This is a genomic window from Pseudomonas sp. TE12508 (assembly GCF_056279485.1).
Map to the genome: position 1 here is coordinate 81,140 of NZ_JBWCCN010000007.1, position 20,709 is coordinate 101,848.

Consider the following 20,709-nt stretch of genomic DNA (forward strand, 5'->3'; position numbering starts at 1 on the left):
TTTTTGAGTTTTGGCAGATAAATAGTGCGTGTGTTTTATTGTTGTAGGTATTGCGCCTTGCAGGGGTCGCACTCTTGCAGTAGCGGTTAATCAGTTAGAGTTGCCCTCAATCAGTTGATACAGGTTTTTTATATTGGCTGGCGTGGGGACAAGATGGATTTTTTCACCGATCCCGTATTTGTCAGCTTGGTCATGCAAATAACGAAGTGAAGAAAAGTCTTCAAGCGCAAACCCTACCGAGTCGAATACCGTGACTTGCGTGTCATTTTCTCGGCCTGGTTCGTTATCCCGAACGATGCGGAAATATTCGATGACAGGATGGTCAGCGTCCAGTTGCTGAATGTCGCCTTCAATGCGTGTTTGCGGTTCAAACTCGACAATGATCCGGGCGTTGCGCAGGATATCGGCATGAAGTTCGGTTTTCCCGGGACAGTCACCGCCAACCGCGTTGATATGCATGCCCGGTTCGATCATGCCGGGCGTCAAAATTGTCGCGTAGGCTTTGTCCGCGGTGACGGTGGTGACGATATCGACGCCTTTGACGGCTTCATGCACGGAGGAGGCTACGGTGACATTGATGCCGGTATAGCTTTCCAGATTTTGTTTCAGTTTCAATGAAGCGCCACTGTCGATATCGAATATCCGCAGCTCGTTGATCCCGAGCATTTCATAAAAGGCAATGGCCTGGAATTCGCTCTGGGCGCCATTTCCGATAATCGCCATGCGTGTCGAACCCTTGCGCGCCAGGGACTGGGCTACCAGGGCGGACGTTGCCGCTGTGCGAACCGCGGTGGTCAGGGTGAGTTCGCTGAGGACTGTGGGGTATCCGCTATCAACGTCCGCCAAAACACCAAAGGCCATGACGGTCAGCAGATTGTTGCTGGCATTGGCGGGATGGCCGTTCACGTATTTGAATGAATATTGCTTGCCGTCGTCGGTCGGCATTAACTCGATGACCCCGGAATCGGAGTGATTGGCCGTACGTGGGGACTTATCAAAGTCAGCCCAACGGCAATAGTCGGCTTTGATGTAGAGCGCCATTTCCCTGATGGCATTACCGATTCCGATTTTTCGAAAAAGCGTCGCAGCATGATCAACGTCTATGAATAGAGTCATATGTGTTTTCTCTGAGTTGTAAATCCAGGGGGGGTATATCGGTCTTCAAAACTCAGGATTGTTTGCTCTCATATCCATGAAGTACGTTGACCGCATTGATACCGATTTCATCGACCATGTATCCACCTTCCATGACGAAGAGCGTAGGGGCGCCAACAGTGGCGATAATTTCACCCATGCCAAAGAAGTCATCACTTTCCAGAAGAAAATGGCTGATCGGATCGTCCTTGAAGGTATCGACGCCCAAGGAAATAACTAGCAACTCGGGCGAGAAGTTCCTGAGTTTTTTACAGGCATGCATCAGGGCGTTCTGGTAACTCTGCCATGTGGTATTTTTCGGCAACGGATAATTCAGGTTATAACCTTCGCCAGCACCTGTACCGCACTCGGAACTGAAACCTGAATAGTAAGGATAAGAAACCGACGGCTCTCCATGCAGAGAGGCAAACATCACATCATTGCGGTTATAGAAGATGTTTTGCGTTCCGTTACCATGATGGAAGTCGACGTCCAGCACCGCGACACGTTTAGCACCTTGGGTGAGTGCATGTTGCGCGGCGATGGCCGCGTTATTCAGGTAGCAGTAACCTCCCATGTATTCACGAGCGGCGTGGTGTCCGGGTGGACGACACAAGGCAAAGGCGCTGTTGTGGCCTTCGTTGATCAACGATAGGCCGGTGAGTGCAATGTCCGCGCTGGTTTTAACTGCTTCCCAAGTGGTCGCGGTGATCGGCGAGCCGGCATCCATGGCAAAGAAACCGAGCTTGCCATCAATGAAATCCGGGACTTGTTCATTGGCCAAGTCGCGTACCGGCCAGACCAGGGGCAGGGCGTCATGCTCCCGTCCGGTTGCCGTCCATTCAGACCACGCGCTTTCCAGAAAGGAAACATAGCGCTCACTGTGTGCATTGACGTAGCACGCCCGGTCAAACGTTCGCGGGACGATGATATCGCCGAGCCCGACGTGCTGGACTCGGTCGCGAACGGTATCCGCTCGGCTTGGCTGTTCGAAAGAAAGTTTGAGAACGCCGTCCTTTAGTTCAGAGCCATGGTGCAGTCCATGAGAATCGCTAAAAATTGTAAGCATTAAAACGCATCCGTCATTGTGGTCCAGTGCCAATAGTTTGTTCTGGTTCGGATGCACTTTCTTTGCTTTTTATTCTCGTTCTGCTAGCGTAATCGGGATTATTTACCCTTGGATGGCGTCATGCAGAAAAAAATTACTCATCGCGCATTGCTAGACGATACCGACCTTTCCATCCTTGCCTTGCTGCAGGAAGACGCCAGCATTTCCAACGCCGAATTGAGTGAACGGCTGTCGCTAAGCCTGACGCCATGCTGGCGGCGACGTAAGAGATTGGAAGAGGAGGGAGTGATCAAGGATTACCAGGCAAACCTGGACCGGCGCAAGCTGGGGCTGGACATCATGGCGTTCGTGCATATTCGCTTTACCACGCACACTGACCACACCCCCGAGGCCTTTGAAGCCGTCATCATGCAGCTCCCCGAGGTCTTGTCTTGCCACAAGATCACTGGGGATGCCGATTACCTTTTGCAAGTACTGGCCCAGGATCTTGATAGCTACAGTGACTTTGTCGAGAGCGTATTGAGGCGACAACTCGGTATCGCCTCTATCCAGTCAAGTCTTGCGTTGCGTGAAGTCAAAACGACCAGTCGTATCGCCATTCCGGGGCGGGCAAAGTAGTAAACCGGCGTTCTGAAACGTTCGTCCCCTGAGCCTGGCTGTCCGGACGGGTTCCTCTCATTGCATCACATAACGCCCCGGTGCCGACTCAAGTGCCGGGTGTTGCGCGTTCCCGGTGCTCAGCACTGAAGGCTGGCGTTCCCCTGCGTGTTCGGCCAGCCAGACGAACCAGTCGTTCCACCAGCTGCCCGGATGCTGCTGGGCATTCTTGAACCAGATTTCAGGGTTCTTGGTGACGCGATTGTTGGTCCAGTAATGGCGTTTTTCCTTGGCCGGTGGGTTGATCACCCCCGCGATATGCCCTGAGGCGCCGAGCACGAAACGCTTGGTACCAGACAGTAGCTCGGTGCTGGCGTAAGCGCTTTTCCATGGAACGATGTGGTCGTCATGGGTGGCGAGGATGTACGCCGGGGCATCGATGGCGCGCAGGTCCAGCTTGACCCCGCAGCAATCCAGTTCGCCGGATTTAAGATCGTTTTGCAGATAGGTATGGCGCAGGTACCAGCAGTACATCGGTCCGGGCAGGTTGGTGCTGTCGTTGTTCCAGAACAGCAGGTCAAGGGGTATCGATTTCTGCCCCTTGAGGTATTTGTCGACGTTGTAGTTCCACCACAAGTCGTTGGGGCGCAGCAGCGAGAATGTATTGCCCATGTCCTCGCCCTTGAACAGGCCGATGGGGCCGTTGAGGCCGCCGATGGTGCGCTCGCGATAAGCCACCAATTGCTCGTCGACGAAGATGTCGATGGGGCCGGTATCGAGGTAGTCGAGGAAGGTGGTCAGCAGGCTCACGCTGGCGATCTCTTTGTCGCCACGGGCCGCCAACACGGCCAGCGCCGAGCTCAACAACGTGCCACCAATGCAGAAACCCACGCAATTGGGCCGTTGCTCGCCGCTGATTTCACGGGTCAGCTGCAGCCCTTTGATAATCCCGGTTTCAATCAGGTCATCCCAGGTGGTGCCGGCATGTTCCTGGTCGAAGTTGCGCCACGACATCAGAAATACCGGGTGGCCTTGCTGCAACAGGTGGCGAACCATCGAATTGTCGGGACGCAGGTCGAGGATGTAGTACTTGTTGATTGACGGAGGAACGATAAATACCGGGCGCCGGTACTGGGTTTCGCTTTGCGGATAGTACTGGATGAGCTGGAAGAGTTCGTTCTCGAAGACCACTTCACCGGGGGTGTTTGCCAGGTCGACACCCACTTTGAACGCGCCGGCATCGCACTGGCGCATCTTGCCTTCCTGCAGGTCGCTGGCCAGGTGCATCAGGCCTGTGAGCAGGCTGCTTCCTTGGGTGTCAACGACCCGTTGCAGCGCATCGGGGTTACTGACCAGAAAATTACTCGGCGCGCCGGCAGCGATGGCTTGCTCCGCCAGATAGAGCAAGCGTTGACGCGGTTTCTTGCCGTCGATCGGCAACTGATCGAGCAGCTTCAGCAGAAAGCCGGCATTGAGCAGATAAAACGCCGCGAGGGAACCGAACAGCGGTTGGCTCCAGTTGCCGCTGGCAAAACGCCGATCTTCGAAGCTGAAGGGCTGACCGGTCAACAGACGCTGGCCGAGTTCACACCATTGTTGCTGATAGTCCGATTGGAGGCTGTCCAGGGTTTCGCGTGGCAGCTCGAACCAGGCGTTGTAATCCTGCCCGGTAAACCAGGGATTGGTGCTGACCCAGAGCCTTAATTGTTGCACTGCAAAGGACGCAATGAACGGAACCTGGCCCGACCAGAGTGTGTTTAAGGTATGCGCGTTGTCCATGGAACTCCTTGCCCACTTGAATAAACCGGACGGAAAAAAACGCGGCGCCGGACGTCGGCGCCGCGTCTGACAACTCAGCCTGTGTTTCTAGCGCTCGATGACCAGGCTGACGCCCTGGCCGCCACCGATGCACAAGGTGGCCAGACCTTTTTTGCCATCGCGACGAATCAGTTCATGTACCAGCGACACCAGAATCCGCGCGCCTGATGCGCCGATCGGATGACCGAGGGCAATGGCGCCACCGTTGACATTGACCTTGTTCATGTCCCAGCCCAGTTCCTTGCCGACGGCCAGTGACTGCGCGGCGAACGCTTCGTTGGCTTCGATCAGGTCCAGGTCGTCCAGGCTCCAGCCGGCTTTGGTCAAAACCAGACGGGTAGCGGGCACCGGGCCGATGCCCATGATCGACGGGTCCACTCCGGCGCTGGCATAGGCCTTGATGCGCGCAAGCACCGGTAAGCCCAGAGCCAGGGCCTTGGCGGCGCTGGCCAGCATCAGCACGGCAGCGCCGTCATTGAGGGTCGACGAGTTGCCCGCGGTGACGCTGCCGTTTTTCTGGAACGCGGGTTTGAGGTTGCCCAATGCCTGGAGCGTGCTGTCCGGACGCGGTTGTTCATCGGTGTCGAAGACCAGCGGCTCGCCCTTGCGCTGGGGAATCAGGATCGGGGTGATTTCACCCTTGAAGTAACCCGCCTCGATGGCCGCGGCGGCTTTCTGTTGCGAGGTCGCGGCGAAGGCGTCCTGATCTTCGCGACTGATACTGTATTGATTCGCCAGATTCTCGGCAGTGATGCCCATGTGGTAGTCGTTGAAGGCATCCCACAAACCATCCTGAATCACGCTGTCTTGCAGTTGCGCATGACCCAGGCGCAGACCGGTGCGCGCCTTGGGCAGAACATAGGGCGCCAGGCTCATGTTTTCCTGACCGCCGGCAATCACCAGTTCGGCGTCGCCGCAACGGATCGCCTGAACCGCAAGCTGGACCGCCTTGAGGCCTGAACCGCAGACTTTGTTCAGGGTCAGGGCGGGGGTGGTATGGGGCAGGCCGGCCTTGATCGCGGTCTGGCGTGCAGGGTTTTGCCCGGAGCCTGCAGTCAGCACCTGACCGAGGATGACTTCATCAATCTGCGCAGCGTCGATCCCGGTCTGTTCGAGCAGGCGACGAATCACCGCCGCACCCAACTCGGTGGCTGGAATGGCGGACAGTGAGCCTTGAAAACTGCCAATGGCGGTGCGAGTAGCGGCAACGATTACGACTTCGTTCATGCATGACCTCATTAGGATTCTGTCGAGCGGGAGCAGGGCATCCATGCCCTGACAGGCTTACTGCATGTTCATGCCGCCGTTGACCGAGAAGTCGGCACCGGTGCTGTAGGCCGATTCATCGGACGCCAGCCAGGCGACGATCGAGGCGATTTCTTCGGGTTGACCAAGACGCCCCACCGGTGTGGCTGCGATCATGGTGTCGAGAATGTCCGGGCGGATGGCCGCGGTCATGCTGGTCTGGATGTAGCCGGGCGATACGGTATTGACGGTCACGCCTTTGCCCGAGACTTCCCGGGCCAGTGCCATGGTGAAGCCATGGATGCCGGCTTTGGCCGCGCTGTAATTGGTCTGGCCGAACTGGCCGCGCTGACCGTTGATCGACGAAATGTTGATGACCCGACCCCAACCCTTGGCCAACATGCCTTCAATCACCTGTTTGGTGGTGTTGAACAGGCCGCTGAGGTTGGTCCCGATCACCGCGTTCCAGTCTTCTGGAGTGAGTTTGCGAAAGGAGGCATCCCGAGTGATGCCGGCATTATTGACCAGCACATCGATCGGGCCGAATTGCTCTCGTGCCATCTCGAAGGCCTTGCGGGTCGATTCCCAGTCGGTGATGTCGCCGAAGATACATTCGAACTGATAACCCGCCGCCAGTTGGGTCGCTATCCATTCGTTCTTGCGGGCGGAATCCGAGCTGCAGCCGACGATGACCTTGAATCCTTCCTTGTACAGGCGTTGGCTTATCGCAGTGCCAATCCCACCCATACCACCCGTGACCAACGCAATACGACCAAGCGACTTCATACAATCCCTTCCTTTCTTTGTTTTGCGTTGCAAGATGGGTGGATTGTTCGGTATTGACCGGGCGTGCGGAAGTGTTGAGAGGTGACTGTCTGGTGTCCAACGGTGCCATGCCCCGGTTAATGACGGGTGGCGAAAAACGCTGGTTACCTATACTGGGATCAATATTGGCCACTGAAGAACCCGTTAGTCTTTGATTCATCGCAGATCAGTTATGGCTCCGGACAGGATGTTCGGTTCCACAGGTCATTGAGGACGCCATGTATAGAATGAGTTCAGGCTATGCCAGCGTGCTGGTAAATACGCTCTCGGCTCAAGGACTGGATGTTGCCAGTCTGTGTCGGGAGGCTGGACTAGACATGAAGCTTGCGAACAAACCAGGAGCGTTTTGCGAGCGAAGGGCGATTTATCGATTATGGGATCTGGCCGCTCAGGCCTCGGGCGATCCGGACATCGGCTTGAAGGCCTATGGAAGTTTCCACCCCGGTAGCTTTCAGATCGTCGGCTACACCATGATGTCCAGCCTGAATCTGAAAAAAGCCCTTGAGCGCCTGGTCCGTTTCAGTCCGTTGATTGGCACCGGATTCAGCCTTTTCTTTACATCGGAACTGCAGAGTTACCGACTTTCCGGCCTCGATCATCACCAAAAAGGTTCGGTCAAGCCTCGCCAATACACCGATGCGGCGCTGGCTTCGTTGCTGGGCTTCTGCCGTAAACTGGCGGGCGGTCACTCACCGCAACCCTTGAGTGTGGAGTTCACCTATCCCGAACCTGAAGACACCTCCGAGCATCGACGGTTGTTTGGCTGCGACCTGCGTTTCGACGCGGCTTACGACAGCATTTTGTTTGATGGGCAGGAGCTGCTGCGTCCGTTGAGCATGGCCAACGAAGCGCTGGCGGTGCTGCATGACAGTTTTGCCGAGGCGCAACTGGATCTGCTGTTTGGTTTTTGCATCGTCGGCAGGATTCGCGCGCTGATTACCGAGCGCTTGAGTCAGGGCCAGGGGCAATGCGATATGGAGTCGATCGCGGCGGCATTGAACGTTAGCAAGCGCACGCTGCAACGCGCGCTGGAAAAGGAAGGGACGCAATTCAAGGACGTGCAGAACGCTGTGCGCCGGCAATTGGCCGACTTCTACCTGCGCCATTCTCACTTCAACATGAAGCATGTCGCGTATCTCCTTGGTTTTCATGATCACAGCAGCTTTAACAAAGCCTGTAGCCGCTGGTTTGGCATGACACCCGGTCAGTATCGGGCCGATGAATCGTTGGCAATCGAGGAGGCCGCGCCGGTCTGACACGGCCTCCCGTCAGCGTTCAACGCTATTTCATCGGAGGTTTTTTTACGGCTTTCTTGCCCTTGGCAGGTTTGCGCACCGGACTCGCCACCTTGGCGATGGGGTCTGGGGTCACTGCGGGGATTTTCTGCCTGATCGGCTCAGGGATGAGCACCGGGATGGCTTGCTTGATCGGCTCTGGCGTTATCGCCGGGGCTTTCACTTCGATGGCATCGGCTGCACCGGGTGGTTGGGTCAGGCTGAAACCTGGCAGCGGAACGTCGAGTAGCGTGTGCAGCTCACACCAGCATGGGTTGTTTGCGCCGCTGGTCAGCAGTTCCGGCAGCAAACTGGCGACGGCCGCCAGCACTTGTTGACGCTCTTCGACTTCAACCACCATCAAGGGCAGGCTGTGCAGGCTTTCTTGCGGGTGGGTGGCGACCAGCAGTTTTTGCAGGCGCAGGGTTTCGCGCAGATCAAGCGGCTTGGCACTGTAGTCCTGGAGCAGCACCTGCAGTTGCAGGATCAATTTCTCGACGCTTTCCTTGCCCGGTTCGTCGCTGTCGCGGCCCAGCAGGAACAGGATCCGTATCAAGGCTTCCATCAGACCGCCAAGGGGCAGGGCATCCTGCAGGCGCTCGGTCAGAACCTGGTCGTGCTGCTTGGCGTGTTCCTGCAGATTTCGCCCGGGTGCATTGCCGGCGAGGCTATTGAGCACGCCATACACGCCGTAGAAACACATTTCGTGAGCCGCATCACGCAGATCCCGATAGCCGTTCAAGGCGTCCTGCACCTGGTTGGAAAACAGTTCTTGCCAGAGCAGCAACGGGTTGTTCTGGCTGACGGGATAACGATCCTTGCTCACTTGGGCGGCACTGCCAGCCAGCCACCACAGCGCCGGGTTCAAACTGCTCCAGGCCACTTGCTGCTGATGGAAAGGGTGCGCGCGGCGCAGCAGTTCGGCGCTCGGTTCGTTGATCAGCTGGCGCAACCATGGGCGTATGAATTCGTCGTACGCGCTGTTGTTGATGGCGGATGCGCGCTGCACCAGTGCGAATTCGCGATCGTCATCACGGGGCGGCTTCACTTCGCCATGGATGTCGGCGATACGCCGGCGCTCGAAACGCACGGCATACGGCGTCGCCGAGTGCTCCGGCAAGTCTTCGATCAGCATTTCATAGAGCCCGGACGGCAGCGCATTGATCGCATCGACCGCACCCAGCAGCTCACGGTGCTCACGCCGCGCCACTTCGCCGGACACGAAGATGCCCAGGTGACCGATGCTCGCATGTCGCAGGTAAACGATGGTGCGTCCGGCATTTTGCAACGCGAGATCGCTGGGGTAGACGTCGGTGATCCAGTCCAGCGCCTGCTGCGGGGAGGTGATGTTGTCGCCATAGGAACAGAACACCACCACCGGCACTTCGATCAATTTGAGGTCAAGCCCGCTGCTCTTGCGTCCCAGGCCACCGGACAGCTGATTACCGATGAACAGGTCGTCGACAATCATCTCGATTTCTTCGCTATTGAGCAGGGTCGGGCTGCCCCACCAGCGTTCGAAATCCAGAAAGCGTGCGGCCTCGCTGTCGACTTCACTGAACAGATGGTAGTACTTGCCCCACCAGGTGTTGGCCGGGTCCAGGTTTTCGAAATTGCTCACCAGCCAGGTGCCGTCGAAGCGGTCATTACCGAGGTCGCTCCCCAGGCGCGCCATCCAGCCACCGCCCAGCAAACCGCCGGTGTAACGCATCGGATTGCGACCATTGACGCCGGCCCAGTACGACAACGGCGCACCGTTGACGATGATCAGCCCCGGCAACTCTGGCCGAGTGGCCGCCAGGCCCATTAACGCCCAGCCCGCTTGGCAGTTACCAATGACGACAGGTTTGGCGCTGTCCGGATGCCGGGTGCTGACGACCTCGATGAACCGTGCCTGGGCGTCTGTGATATCGGCAAGGGTTTGCCCCGGGCGTGGCGAGTGACTGAAGGCGATGAAGTAGGTGGGATGGCCAGCTCTCAGGCTTTCGCCGATGACCGAATCCTGTTTGAAACCGCCGATCCCCGAGCCGTGACCGCCGCGGGGGTCAATGATGATCACGGGCTGTTTTTTGCTGTCGATCTGTTGCCCCGGGCCACCGAGGATTTGCAACAACGAATAGTTGACCGCACGGGGCAGGTCTTCACCCGCGACCAGCGTTTCATGATTGAACTTGAGCAGCAGCGGATACCCGGCGCGTTCGTGGGCCAGGGTGTTGTCGCCGCGCTGACGCAAGGTGTCCCAGAACAGCACACTGCGCTGGCCAAGGTCAGTGAAGTATTCCTGCCAGTCAGCGGGTGTCGGCTGTCTGAGTTGCCCAAGGCTTAAAGGCGCGAAGGTTTTTGCCTGGCGCTTCTGCACGGCGTCGAGGACGTTGTGGGTATTGAGGCGTTGCAGATGATTAAGGTGTTCGAACAAGCCGGTGGGTTCGCTACGCGCTTCATCTTGCAGCGCAATATATGCTTCCTGACCCATGGTGATCTCCTGCCGCTATGCATGGGAACCTGCGCATCTGAACCCTTTAATTAAAGAGGGTCAGGCGGGCCGTTCGATGAGCAGGAGTCTACAGCGAATAAGGATGGCGTTAGCAACGTTTATTTTGCACCGCACAAAAATAGGCGTTGCCAAATGATTTTGTGCACTGCAATATCAAGGCTAACGCGATGACTGGCCGGATCGCTATCGCGTCCTCAGGCCCATAAGGGCCTTCCAGTACCAGGAGATTCAAGCATGTCTTTTTTCAATTCGGAAAAACTGCAAACCGCTCAGAAAGCCAACCTCGACCTTTTGCAGCAAATCAGCGGCAAAGTGTTCGCCAGCGTTGAACAGCTCAGCCAGTTGCAGTTCAAGGCACTGCGCGACTCCACCGAAGAGCACTTCGAAGGAGTTCGCAAGCTGCTGGCCGTCCGTGATCCACAAGGTTTCGCCGAGCTGCAGGCGTCTTTCACCCAGCCGAGCGCGCAAACCGAACGTCTGGCCGAATTCAATCGTCAGGTTCAAGCACTGATCGTGGGTACTCAGTCGGACATCGCCAAATTGACCTCGAGTCAGGTCGAAGCGGGCACTCAGCAGATGCATGAGTTCGTTGAAACCATCAGCAAGAATGCACCGGCCGGCTCCGAGCCTGTTGTGGCCGCGTTCAAGTCGGGCCTGGCGAATGCCGGTACTGTGTTCGAAAGCGCACAGAAAGCCGTAAAACAGGCTGCCGATGTGGCTCAGAGTGGTTTCGATGCAGCGACTGCCGCGGGCACCAAAGCTGCCCCGGAAGCTAGCGCCAAGCCTAACAGCGGTAACAAGTAAGTCACGTCAGGCCAGCAGCACCAACGGCGATGGGTTTATTCCCCATCGCCATTTTTTTGTGCCGCGAAAACCTGGGCGGGGCGGCTCAGGTTCACGCTGATACCAGTCGTCTGATCCAGTCCAGCAGTACGCTGGGCAACAATTCTGGTCTGTGCAGCAAGGCATATTGCCGCGAGCCGAATACCGCCGGCAGGTAATTCGCCGCCTGGCGGTCGATGGTCAGACAGAAGGGATAGATGCCTTGGAGCTTGGCTTCGGTCACGGCCTGACGCATGTCTTCTACGCCATAGCGGCCTTCGTACTGGTCAACATCGTTCGGCTTGCCGTCGGAGAGCAGTAACAAGAGACGGTGCGTGGCGGCTTCGCGCATCAGCAATGTGCTGGCGTGGCGCAGGGCGGTGCCGGCCCGGGTATAGCGTTCCGGTTCGAGGGCGGCAATGCGCCGACCGACTTCATCGCTGTAGCGCTCATCGAATGCTTTCAGCATGCGGATCGTGACCCGCTGCGGCCCTTCGCCGGAAAACGCCAGCACGCTATAAGGCTCGCCCAGGCTCTCCAACGCCAGACAGACCAGTAGCAACGCCTCGCGCTCGACATCAATGACCCGGCGATGGTGCGACAGCCAGCTGTCCGTGGAGCCGCTGATGTCGATCAGCAACATGATCGCCATGTCGCGTCGTCCACGGCGCTGGGTCTGATACAGCGCCTGCGGCATGCTCAGGCCGGCGCGGGACTCGGCACAACCGTCGATATACGCCTCCAGATCGATATCGTCACCTTCCCATTGTTTGCGCAGCCTGACGCGTTGGGCTCGCAGGCTTTCGAACTGCCGGCGGATCGCATCGAGCACCGGACGGTGAGTGTCGAGGGTTTGCTCGACCCACTGTTGCGGGCCTTGCAGGGAGGGACACAGTTGCAGAGTCGCACCCGGATCACGGTAGGCCTGGCGACGGTAATCCCACTCGGGGTAGCTGATTGCATGGTTGGCCAGATCCTGTGCACCGCGCTGAGCGCGGGTCTGTGGCGGGTCGTCGGACAACAGCACCTCTTTCGGGCGACCTGCCGTAATCACCAATCGGGCTTCGTTGAGTTCAGACAATGACTCGGCAAAATCAGCCGCCGGGGTGTCGGTATCCCGGTCGGCAGGGCGCTGCATTCCCATGGGGTCTTCGGCCTTTTCCAGCGGTTCGGCGGGCTGCACCATCCACAGGCCTTGTTCCTGATCGTCGTCCTCGTCGGCACAGGCCTCGCGCACAGTGGGCTGACGGGCGAGGCGGGCGCTACGGGGCAGGTTGTCGGTGGTGTCGATTTCGTCGGGCAAGGGTGACACCTTCATACCCACCGGCGGCTCGCGCAGGTCGCCGGTCCAGGCATCGAGCAGCAACAGATGAGCGCCGAGACCGTGAGATTCGTCGACGGACAAGAGGCGTCTTGCGAGGGTTTCTGAATGTTGTACCGAGTCGACCGTATTGGCGGGTATCTCCAGCCCTTCCAGAGGCGTGCCGCATTCGCTACTCAGCAGTAAACGAAGGACGTTTTCCAAGGGTTGTCGATGATTGGGAAAAGCGTGAAGCGGCGGGCGAGTCGCCAGGGCATGTCGGCGCAAACCATGGATCGATGGCGCCAATCCCGGCAACAGTCGCCCCAAATCCGTATCGGCGGCCCAGGCTTCCAGAAGCAGATAGACGCTGCGCTGCATCGGGTTGTCGAGGGCTGACAGGGCGCTGGCACTGCCTCTGTGGGCACGCATCGCCTGTTGCAAGGCCAGGGTTTTATAGCGTTGCAGCGTGAGCGGACCCTCGTGGCTGCCCAAGTCCTGCGGCAGCCAAATAGTCACGCCATCGGTCGCCGGGACAGCGCTTTGCCGACACGGCTTTTCGTGACGCAGCAAAAACTTTTTCAGCAGCGTGGGGGGCGAGGGTGGTTGCGCGACGCGCAGCGGATAGTGGGTGTCGAACACGGCCTTGATCAGTAAATCGAGGTGTTGTGCGACATCCCCGAGGGTGATGATTTTTGCAGCGTCCGAGGGGGGCCGGTGACGACGCCACAACGCCTGCGCATACACCGTCGCGTGGCGTGCGACGTCAGTGATGAGGTCCTCGGCTTCGGCCATCTAGATAAACGTCAGGTCAACGAGATCGCGCATGGCCGCGACCAGCACCGCGTCATCGGACAGCGGCGAGATCAGCGCGACCCGGCAGGCGATGGGTGCAGCAATGCCGTGGGTGATCAGCCGTGCGGTGGCGATCAGCAGACGGGTACTGGGGACTTCCGCCAGGCCCCGGTCCTGCAAGGCACGTAACCGGTGAGCGAGGGTGACCAGGGCGTGGGCGGTGGCGTAGTCGGTTCCACCCTCATGGATGACGATGGCGATTTCGCGCTCGGCCGGCGGGAAGTCAAAATCCAGCGCCACAAAGCGCTGTCGAGTACTCGGTTTCAAATCCTTGAGTATTCGTTGGTAGCCGGGGTTGTAGGACACCACGAGTTGAAAGTGTGGTGAGGCTTCGAGGATCTCGCCGATTTTGTCCAGTGGCAGAATCCGCCGGTGGTCGGTCAGCGGGTGCAGGACGACAATCGTGTCTTGCCGTGCTTCGACCACTTCGTCCAGGTAACAGATAGCGCCTTCGCGCACGGCTCGGGTCAGAGGGCCTTCCGTCCAATGGGTGCCCTGGTGACCGATCAGGAAACGCCCGACCAGGTCGCTGGCACTCAGATCGTCATGGCAGGAAATAGTGATCAACGGGCGTTTGAGTCGCCACGCCATGTGTTCGACAAAACGGGTCTTGCCACAACCGGTGGGGCCTTTGAGCATGACGGCCAGTTGCTGCGCATGGCATTGCTCGAAGATTGCCACCTCGTCGCCGCTGGGCTGGTAATAGGGTTCAGCTTGCAGCGCTGCGGGTTCGGCGTGCATCAGCGAACGTTCCATCACAACGCCGCGCCTGAGGCTTGAGGTGTGGCCAGGACCGGATCGGCTTCATCGACATTGAAGTCCGGCGCATGGCGGAAAAATTCGAAGATGAACAGCCCGGCACCCAGGCTGAACATCGAAGCCGTCGCCACCAGCATCAGGAAGTGCACCTGAATTTTCAGCTGCACGTCCAGGTAACCCAGGCCGAGAATGCGCTCCAGGTACACCTGACCAATGCCCGCCGTGGCAAATGACAGGGTCATGCCGAACATTCCTCCCAACTGCAGCCAGAACGCCCAGTAACCGATACTGCTTTCCTCCACCGGACGACGGGTCATGCCGGGTAACGCATAGGTGATCATCGCCAGGACAATCATGGCGTAGGCGCCATAGAAGGCCGCGTGACCATGCATGGCGGTAATCAGGGTGCCGTGGGTCCATTTGTTGACGTCGGGAAAGGTATGAGCCAACCCCAGCAGGCCGGCGCCGAACATGGTGAACACGGCGCTGCCCAAGGTCCAGTGCAAGGCCAGTTTGTTAGGGTGAGAGAGGCCGGAGCGGCGCATCGCGTTGTAGGCATAGATCGCCATGCCAATCAGCGCCATCGGCTCAAGCGCACTGAAGAAACCGCCCAGTGGCAGCCAGTAATGGGGAACGCCGATCCAGTAATAATGGTGTGCGGTGCCCAGAATACCGGCAATGAACACCAGCCCGACGATCACGTACAGCCACTTCTCCATCACCTCGCGGTCAGCACCGGAGAGCCGGATCAGCAGATAGGCAAGAAAGCCGCCCTGGATCATCTCCCAAACACCTTCGACCCACAGGTGGATGGTCCACCAGCGGTAATAGATCGACACCACGTAATTTTCATAGTGCAGCAGCGCCGGCAGAAAGAGCACGGCGGCGCTGGCCAGGCCTAGCAGCAGGACGCCCTCGGTGGCGGTGAAACGCCCGGCTTTCTTGATCGTCATGCCAATGTTGTAGAGGAACATCAGCATGCAAATCACGATCACGATCTTGTGGGGCAGCGGCTGTTCGAGCAGCTTGTTCCCGGTGCCATAACCGAACAGGTAACCCAGAACGGCGGTGACACCCATGGCCGTCCACAACCCGAGCTGGATGTAGGCCAGTTTGGTGCTGTGCAACTCGCCACGGGATTCATCCGGCACCATCCAGTAGGTCGCCCCCATGAAGCCGGTCAGCACCCAGACGATCAACAGATTGGTGTGAATGGACTTGGTGACATCGAATGGCAAGAGGTTCAGCAGCGGATCCGGCCCGAGGTATTTGGCCGCCGAGAGCAGGCCGAAGACCAGTTGCAGGCCGAACAGCACCATGGCAACGGCGAAATACCAGTAGGCGACGGATTGAGATCTGTAGCGCATGGTCATCCCCTGCGGTTACTGGAACGACGCCAGATAGGCGACCAGTTGATCGATCTGTTCGGGCGTTAGCGATTCGGCGAAGGTGTCCGGCATGAAGGACATACCGTTGGCGGAAAACATGTCGCCCGGATGCAGGTAGGCACTCGGCGTGACGATGGATTCGCGGATGAAACCTTCGGCGTCCTTGGCCTTGCCCTTGTAGTCAGGCGAGGCGATGACCTGTTTGGCCCGACTGGCCAACCCGGCCAGTGATGGCCCGGCGAGGTTGACGCCTGGCGCAATCGAGTGGCAAGCGCTGCACACCGGCGTTGCGGTCGTTCGAAACAACGCCTCGCCCAGGGCGATCGGGTCTTCCTTGCCGGACACCGGGCGGGCGGCGGGAGGTGGTTGGTCGCCGCCGGTGGCATTCTGCTGTGCCACGGTGAGGTCCATGCCGGGGATCGACGCACCGGTCACCAGAATCGGGCGCGGTGGCCAGCCTTGATTGTCGACCTTGCTCACCCAGTCGAGGAAGGCGATCAAATCGGCGATTTCCCCATCGCCGAGTTTCAGGTTCGGCATCAGACGACGATGGCGTTTCTCGTCATAGAACTTTGAGGGGTCTTTGAGGAACGCAGTGAGATAAGGGGTGCCGCGCTGCTGGGTGATTTTCGTCAGGTCCGGGGCGTAATAAGCCCCCTCGCCGAACAAGGTGTGGCAATTGATGCAATTGTATTGATGCCAGACATCCTTGCCGCGAGTCACCTGGGGCGTGATCTGTTGAGCGTTGGTCAGTGTGGGAAATTGCCGGTGACTATCAACGGTCATGCCCAGAAACACCACAGCGGCGATCGCTGTCGATATCAGCGCGAATGAGCGTGTCTGGCGTTTGTTCATTGCGAACTCCCTATACGCCGATGCCGGTCCAATAGGTGATGCCGATCACTGCGGCATAGACGACCGCGCTGGCCATCAGCACGAGCACTGCATAGCTGACGAGCTTCAAGACTGTTTGCACGACTGCCTCCCAATGTGAAAGTGCAGGTGGAAAGTGCAGGGTCATTCGCGTTACGCATCAAGTACTAATGCGCGCGAAAGAGCGTTAGCCCGCTGCACTGACGATTGCTTGAAATCCGCATTCGAACAACTGCGAACAGGCGCTAAAGATTGACGACTTCACCAAGCCTTGCGTTCAAGTGCCATGGTTCAGTGGGGGAGGCAGGATGACTGTGAGCCTAGTAGACGTCGCGTGACTGTCAATGACTGGGGTGTACTTCATTCACCGTCTTTTTTCTTTCCGCCATCAGCGTCTGGCTTGCCGCCGAACATGCCGAACAGGTTCTGGGTGTTCAGGTACAGCGCCTTCGACTGATCGACATACTGACGCATCAAATCCTGCATCACAGGCGCTTGCTGATGCATGAAGGTGCTCCAGGCCTCGGATGATTGCGCACCGGTCTGGGACTGGATGTCGATTACGGTCTGAATGCTCTTGTCCAGGTAACTGCCGAGTACGCCCTGATAAGGGCCGTAGAACTGGATAATCCCCATCAGCATCTCGCTGGTGAAGATCGGCTCACCGCCGCTTTCGGCTTCCAGAATCACTTGCAGCAAGATGCTGCGTGTCAGGTCCTCGCCGCTCTTGGCATCGACCACCTGAAAAGCAATTTTGTCGACCACCAACTGGCGTATGTCCGCCAGCGTCAAATGACTGCTGGTGTGGGTGTCATACAGTCGGCGATTGGGGTACTTCTTGATCAGGCGTGGGGTGGTATCAGTCATGCGGGGCGTCTCGCGGCGGGCCTGGTTTGCAGGCATCTTAACCTACTCTGGCCCACTGCCGAGGATGATCGTTCCCACGCTCTGCGTACCGATAGTTCCCACGCTCCGCGTGGGAATTCATCCTCGGACGCTCTGCGTCCGCTCTTGGGACGCGGAGCGTCCCGGGCTGCATTCCCACGCCGAGCGTGGGAACGATCAGGAGAGGAGGGCTTGCTTACCAGATCGGCAAGGTGTAGCTGACGATCAGGCGGTTTTCATCCAGGTCGCTGCCAAAGTGGGTCGAGCGAACTGTCGCGTTACGCCATTTCACCCCGACATTCTTCAGCGGTCCGCTCTGCACGACATAACCAATGTCGGTATCACGTTCCCATTCCTTGCCTTGCGGGCGGTTGCCACCCAGATCGATGTTGTCACCGGTGAGGTAGCGGGTCATGAAGGTCAGGCCCGGAATGCCAATGGCCGCAAAGTTGTAGTCGTAGCGCGCCTGCCAGGATTTTTCATCCTTGCTGGCGAAGTCGCCGATCTGCACGAAGTTCACCAGGAACGCATCGGTGCCGTTGACGTAGGCGTAGCCGGTGTCGCCGCTCATGCCTTGATAACCCAGACCCAACCCATGCCCGCCGAGGCTGTAGGTGAACATCGCGCCAATCGCATTGTTATCGACATTGCTGCCGCCATCATCCGTGGAGCGGGCGAAGCGCAGATCCGTCTTCAGCGACTGGCCGGTGGTGACTGGCAACACGTAGGTCAAGTTGACCAGGTGCTGGCTGTAGAAGTTATCGAGGTGACCATAGCTGTAACCGGTGGCGAGGTTGCTGGTCCATTTGTAGTTCAGGCTGGCGAAATCGAAGCTGTTGCTATCGAGATGACGCGTGGTGATGCCCTTGGCGCCGGTGCGGGTGATGCCCATGTCCTCGTAGTCCGAGGAGTCGCGCTGATTGACCTGTGTCAGTCGCCCGGCATCCACCGTCAGGCCTTCGATTTCCAGCGACGTCAGCTGACCGCCTTCGAAGGTTTGTGGCAACAGCCGTGAATCGTTGGCCAATACCGTCGGCAGTTTCGGCAACAGCGTGCCGAGTTTCAGCGTACTTTTCGAGGCACGCACTTTGGCCGTCAGGCCCAGTTCGCCGTACTCGTCCTGTGCACCTTTTCTCGTGTCGCGGTGACGTTTGAGCAGGCCGGAGCCTGCGCGATCAGGGCTGGAATCGAGCTTGACGCCGAGCAGGCCAATGGCATCGAAACCCACGCCGATCAAACCTTCGGTAAATCCCGATTCGTAGCGCAGCAGGAAACCTTGCGCCCATTCCTCTTGTTTGGATTGCGCAGCGTTGTCTTGGCGATAGTCGCGATTGAAATAGAAGTTGCGCAGCTCCAGACTGGCCTTGCTGTCTTTGACAAAGTCAGCAGCGGCGGGGGCCGAGAGGCTGATGACGCCGCCGGCCAGCAATAATCGGGTAGCGAGGATGCGGGTGTTGCGGTCCATGGTGAAGCCCCTTTGTTTTTATTATGGAAAGACAGGTCTCGCGGCCCTCGCCGGGTGGGCGAGGGCTTATCAATAAAAAACGCGAACGCCAAAAAGAGAGGAGCGTGGCGCCGCGTGGGTTCAATCGTTAGAACTGTTCGGCGCTCAGGCCAAACAAGGAGGCACTGCCCGCGCGGATGGATTGCTCCAGGCTCAAAATGCGCGGCAGCAAGCGGTGAATGTAGAAGTCGGCGGTGGCGATTTTCGCGCCATAAAACCCTGCATCTTCGGGCAGCTTTTGCTTGGCAACCTGTGCCATGCGCGCCCAGAGCCAGGCGTAGGCGACGTAACCGAACAGGTGCAAATACTCCACCGAAGCAGCGCCGACTTCGTTGCGATTGGTGGTCGCCTGGTCCTGCAGCCAGTCGCTCAGGTCTTCCAGACGCTGCACGGCATCGAACAGTTGAGCGGAGTAGGGCGCGTCGGGCTGATGGGCGAAATGACGGATCTCACCGGTGAACTGGCGCAGCGCGGAGCCCTTATCGCCGAGCACTTTGCGTCCAAGCAAGTCCAGGGCCTGAATGCCATTGGTGCCTTCGTAGATCTGCGCAATGCGCACGTCGCGGACCAATTGTTCCTGGCCCCATTCGCGGATGTAGCCATGGCCGCCGAACACTTGCTGGCCGTTGATGCAGCTTTCCAGGCCGGTGTCGGTGAAGAACGCCTTGGCCACCGGCGTCAGCAGCGCAACCAGGGTTTGCGCGTTGTCCCGTTCCTGGACGTCATCGGAAAACTTCGCCAGATCGAGTTGCTGGCCGACATAACTGGCGAACGCGCGGCCGCCTTCGGTCATGGCTTTCATGCTCAGCAGCATGCGGCGCACATCGGGGTGGACGATGATCGGATCGGCCACTTTGTCCGGGGCAATGGCACCGGTCGGCGCGCGGCTCTGAACCCGTTCACGTGCATAGGCGACAGCGCTCTGATAGGACGCTTCGGCGCAGCCAATGCCCTGAATGCCGATGGACAAGCGCTCGTAGTTCATCATGGTGAACATCGCCGCCAGGCCTTTGTTGGCTTCGCCGACCAGCCAGCCGCTGGCGCCGTCGAAGTTCATCACGCAGGTGGCCGAGGCCTTGATACCCATCTTGTGTTCGATGGAGCCGCAACTCACGGCATTGGCATCGCCGAGGGAGCCGTCTGCATTGACCAGCACTTTGGGCACGACGAACAGTGAGATGCCTTTCGGCCCCGCCGGTGCGTCCGGCAGTTTGGCCAGCACCAGATGGACAATGTTTTCAGTCAGGTCCTGATCGCCACCGGTGATGAAGATCTTGCTGCCGGTGATGTTGAAGCTGCCGTCGGCCTGAGGTTCGGCGCGGGTGCGGATAATCCCCAGGTCGGTGCCGGCGTGGGCTTCGGTCAGGCACATGGAACCGGCCCAGCGGCCTTCGTACATCGGCGGCAGGTAAAGGTTTTTCAGGGTGTCACTGGCGTGGGCATCCAGCGCCAGGCAGGCACCGGAACTCAACGCCGAATACAGCGCGAAGCTGGAGTTGGCGCCATAAAGCATTTCTTCGAACTGCACGGCGAGCATCTTCGGCATGCCCAGACCGCCAAAATCAGCGTTGCCTGACAGGCCCACCCAGCCGCCTTCGATGTAGGTGGCATAAGCCTGTTTGAAACCGATTGGCGTGCTGACCTGGCCATCGACCCACTGGGCGCCTTCCTCGTCGCCGCTGCGATTCAATGGCGCAATCAGGTGCGAGGTGACTTTGGCCGCCTCCTCAAGAATGGCGTCAGCGGTGGCGGCGTCGACACTGTCGGCCAGGGCTGGCAGGCGTGCCCACAGGGCCGGGGCGTCGAACACTTCATGCAGCACAAAGCGCATGTCGCGCAGCGGGGCGTTGAATTCGGGCATAACGTG

The 20,709-nt window shown here is 58.6% G+C and carries 16 protein-coding genes; 3 read left to right on the forward strand and 13 right to left on the reverse strand.

What is annotated here, in order from left to right; all coding sequences use genetic code 11:
- Positions 1–90: 90 nt before the first annotated feature.
- Complete coding sequence (locus ACZ9IM_RS11325; protein WP_476223926.1) at positions 91–1,116, reverse strand: ornithine cyclodeaminase; 1,026 nt, start codon at positions 1,114–1,116, stop codon at positions 91–93.
- 52 nt (positions 1,117–1,168) lie between these two features.
- Positions 1,169–2,203, reverse strand: a complete 1,035-nt coding sequence (locus ACZ9IM_RS11330; RefSeq protein WP_476223927.1) for a histone deacetylase family protein — start codon at positions 2,201–2,203, stop codon at positions 1,169–1,171.
- A gap of 120 nt (positions 2,204–2,323) precedes the next feature.
- On the opposite strand from ACZ9IM_RS11330, the gene ACZ9IM_RS11335 reads away from it, so the two are divergent.
- Entirely contained in the window at positions 2,324–2,821 is a 498-nt protein-coding gene (locus tag ACZ9IM_RS11335; protein WP_427623913.1) for an Lrp/AsnC family transcriptional regulator, read from the forward strand.
- A gap of 57 nt (positions 2,822–2,878) precedes the next feature.
- Here ACZ9IM_RS11335 and phaC read toward each other — a convergent pair whose 3' ends face one another.
- The 3 genes from phaC to phbB form a co-directional block, all read right to left on the reverse strand.
- On the reverse strand, positions 2,879–4,579 hold the full coding sequence (gene phaC / locus ACZ9IM_RS11340) for a class I poly(R)-hydroxyalkanoic acid synthase (RefSeq protein ID WP_476223928.1): 1,701 nt from the start codon (positions 4,577–4,579) through the stop codon (positions 2,879–2,881).
- An 87-nt stretch (positions 4,580–4,666) separates the two neighbouring features.
- The gene (locus tag ACZ9IM_RS11345) at positions 4,667–5,845 is read right to left on the reverse strand and encodes an acetyl-CoA C-acetyltransferase (RefSeq protein WP_123722767.1); all 1,179 of its coding nucleotides are present in this window, start codon (positions 5,843–5,845) and stop codon (positions 4,667–4,669) included.
- 57 nt (positions 5,846–5,902) lie between these two features.
- Entirely contained in the window at positions 5,903–6,649 is a 747-nt protein-coding gene (phbB, locus tag ACZ9IM_RS11350) for an acetoacetyl-CoA reductase (protein WP_427623916.1), read from the reverse strand.
- A gap of 257 nt (positions 6,650–6,906) precedes the next feature.
- On the opposite strand from phbB, the gene ACZ9IM_RS11355 reads away from it, so the two are divergent.
- Complete coding sequence (locus ACZ9IM_RS11355; RefSeq protein WP_427623917.1) at positions 6,907–7,944, forward strand: AraC family transcriptional regulator; 1,038 nt, start codon at positions 6,907–6,909, stop codon at positions 7,942–7,944.
- Between the two features lie 25 nt (positions 7,945–7,969).
- On the opposite strand, the gene ACZ9IM_RS11360 is transcribed toward ACZ9IM_RS11355, so the two are convergent.
- Complete coding sequence (locus tag ACZ9IM_RS11360) at positions 7,970–10,435, reverse strand: DUF3141 domain-containing protein (RefSeq protein WP_476223929.1); 2,466 nt, start codon at positions 10,433–10,435, stop codon at positions 7,970–7,972.
- A 255-nt stretch (positions 10,436–10,690) separates the two neighbouring features.
- Between ACZ9IM_RS11360 and phaP the strand changes: the two genes are divergently transcribed.
- Positions 10,691–11,260 (forward strand): TIGR01841 family phasin, encoded by a 570-nt coding sequence (gene phaP / locus ACZ9IM_RS11365; RefSeq protein ID WP_038983296.1) that lies wholly within the window; start codon positions 10,691–10,693, stop codon positions 11,258–11,260.
- Positions 11,261–11,351: 91 nt separating this feature from the next.
- On the opposite strand, the gene ACZ9IM_RS11370 is transcribed toward phaP, so the two are convergent.
- The 7 genes from ACZ9IM_RS11370 to ACZ9IM_RS11400 all read right to left on the reverse strand — a co-directional run bounded on the left by ACZ9IM_RS11370 (position 11,352) and on the right by ACZ9IM_RS11400 (position 20,703).
- Positions 11,352–13,373, reverse strand: coding sequence for a nitric oxide reductase activation protein NorD (locus ACZ9IM_RS11370; protein WP_427623920.1), 2,022 nt, complete (start codon positions 13,371–13,373; stop codon positions 11,352–11,354).
- Entirely contained in the window at positions 13,374–14,189 is an 816-nt protein-coding gene (locus ACZ9IM_RS11375) for a CbbQ/NirQ/NorQ/GpvN family protein (protein ID WP_427623922.1), read from the reverse strand.
- Positions 14,189–15,559 (reverse strand): cbb3-type cytochrome c oxidase subunit I, encoded by a 1,371-nt coding sequence (locus ACZ9IM_RS11380; protein WP_403140962.1) that lies wholly within the window; start codon positions 15,557–15,559, stop codon positions 14,189–14,191. The genes ACZ9IM_RS11375 and ACZ9IM_RS11380 overlap by 1 nt, the downstream gene beginning before the upstream one ends.
- A 15-nt stretch (positions 15,560–15,574) precedes the next feature.
- The gene (locus ACZ9IM_RS11385; RefSeq protein WP_476223930.1) at positions 15,575–16,435 is read right to left on the reverse strand and encodes a c-type cytochrome; all 861 of its coding nucleotides are present in this window, start codon (positions 16,433–16,435) and stop codon (positions 15,575–15,577) included.
- 378 nt (positions 16,436–16,813) lie between these two features.
- Positions 16,814–17,356, reverse strand: coding sequence for a polyhydroxyalkanoate synthesis repressor PhaR (gene phaR / locus ACZ9IM_RS11390; RefSeq protein ID WP_427623925.1), 543 nt, complete (start codon positions 17,354–17,356; stop codon positions 16,814–16,816).
- Between the two features lie 178 nt (positions 17,357–17,534).
- Positions 17,535–18,803, reverse strand: a complete 1,269-nt coding sequence (locus ACZ9IM_RS11395; RefSeq protein ID WP_476223931.1) for an OprD family porin — start codon at positions 18,801–18,803, stop codon at positions 17,535–17,537.
- A 127-nt stretch (positions 18,804–18,930) separates the two neighbouring features.
- A complete protein-coding gene (locus tag ACZ9IM_RS11400; RefSeq protein ID WP_476223932.1) occupies positions 18,931–20,703 on the reverse strand; it encodes an acyl-CoA dehydrogenase C-terminal domain-containing protein in 1,773 nt (590 codons plus the stop codon).
- Between the last annotated feature and the right edge of the window lie 6 nt (positions 20,704–20,709).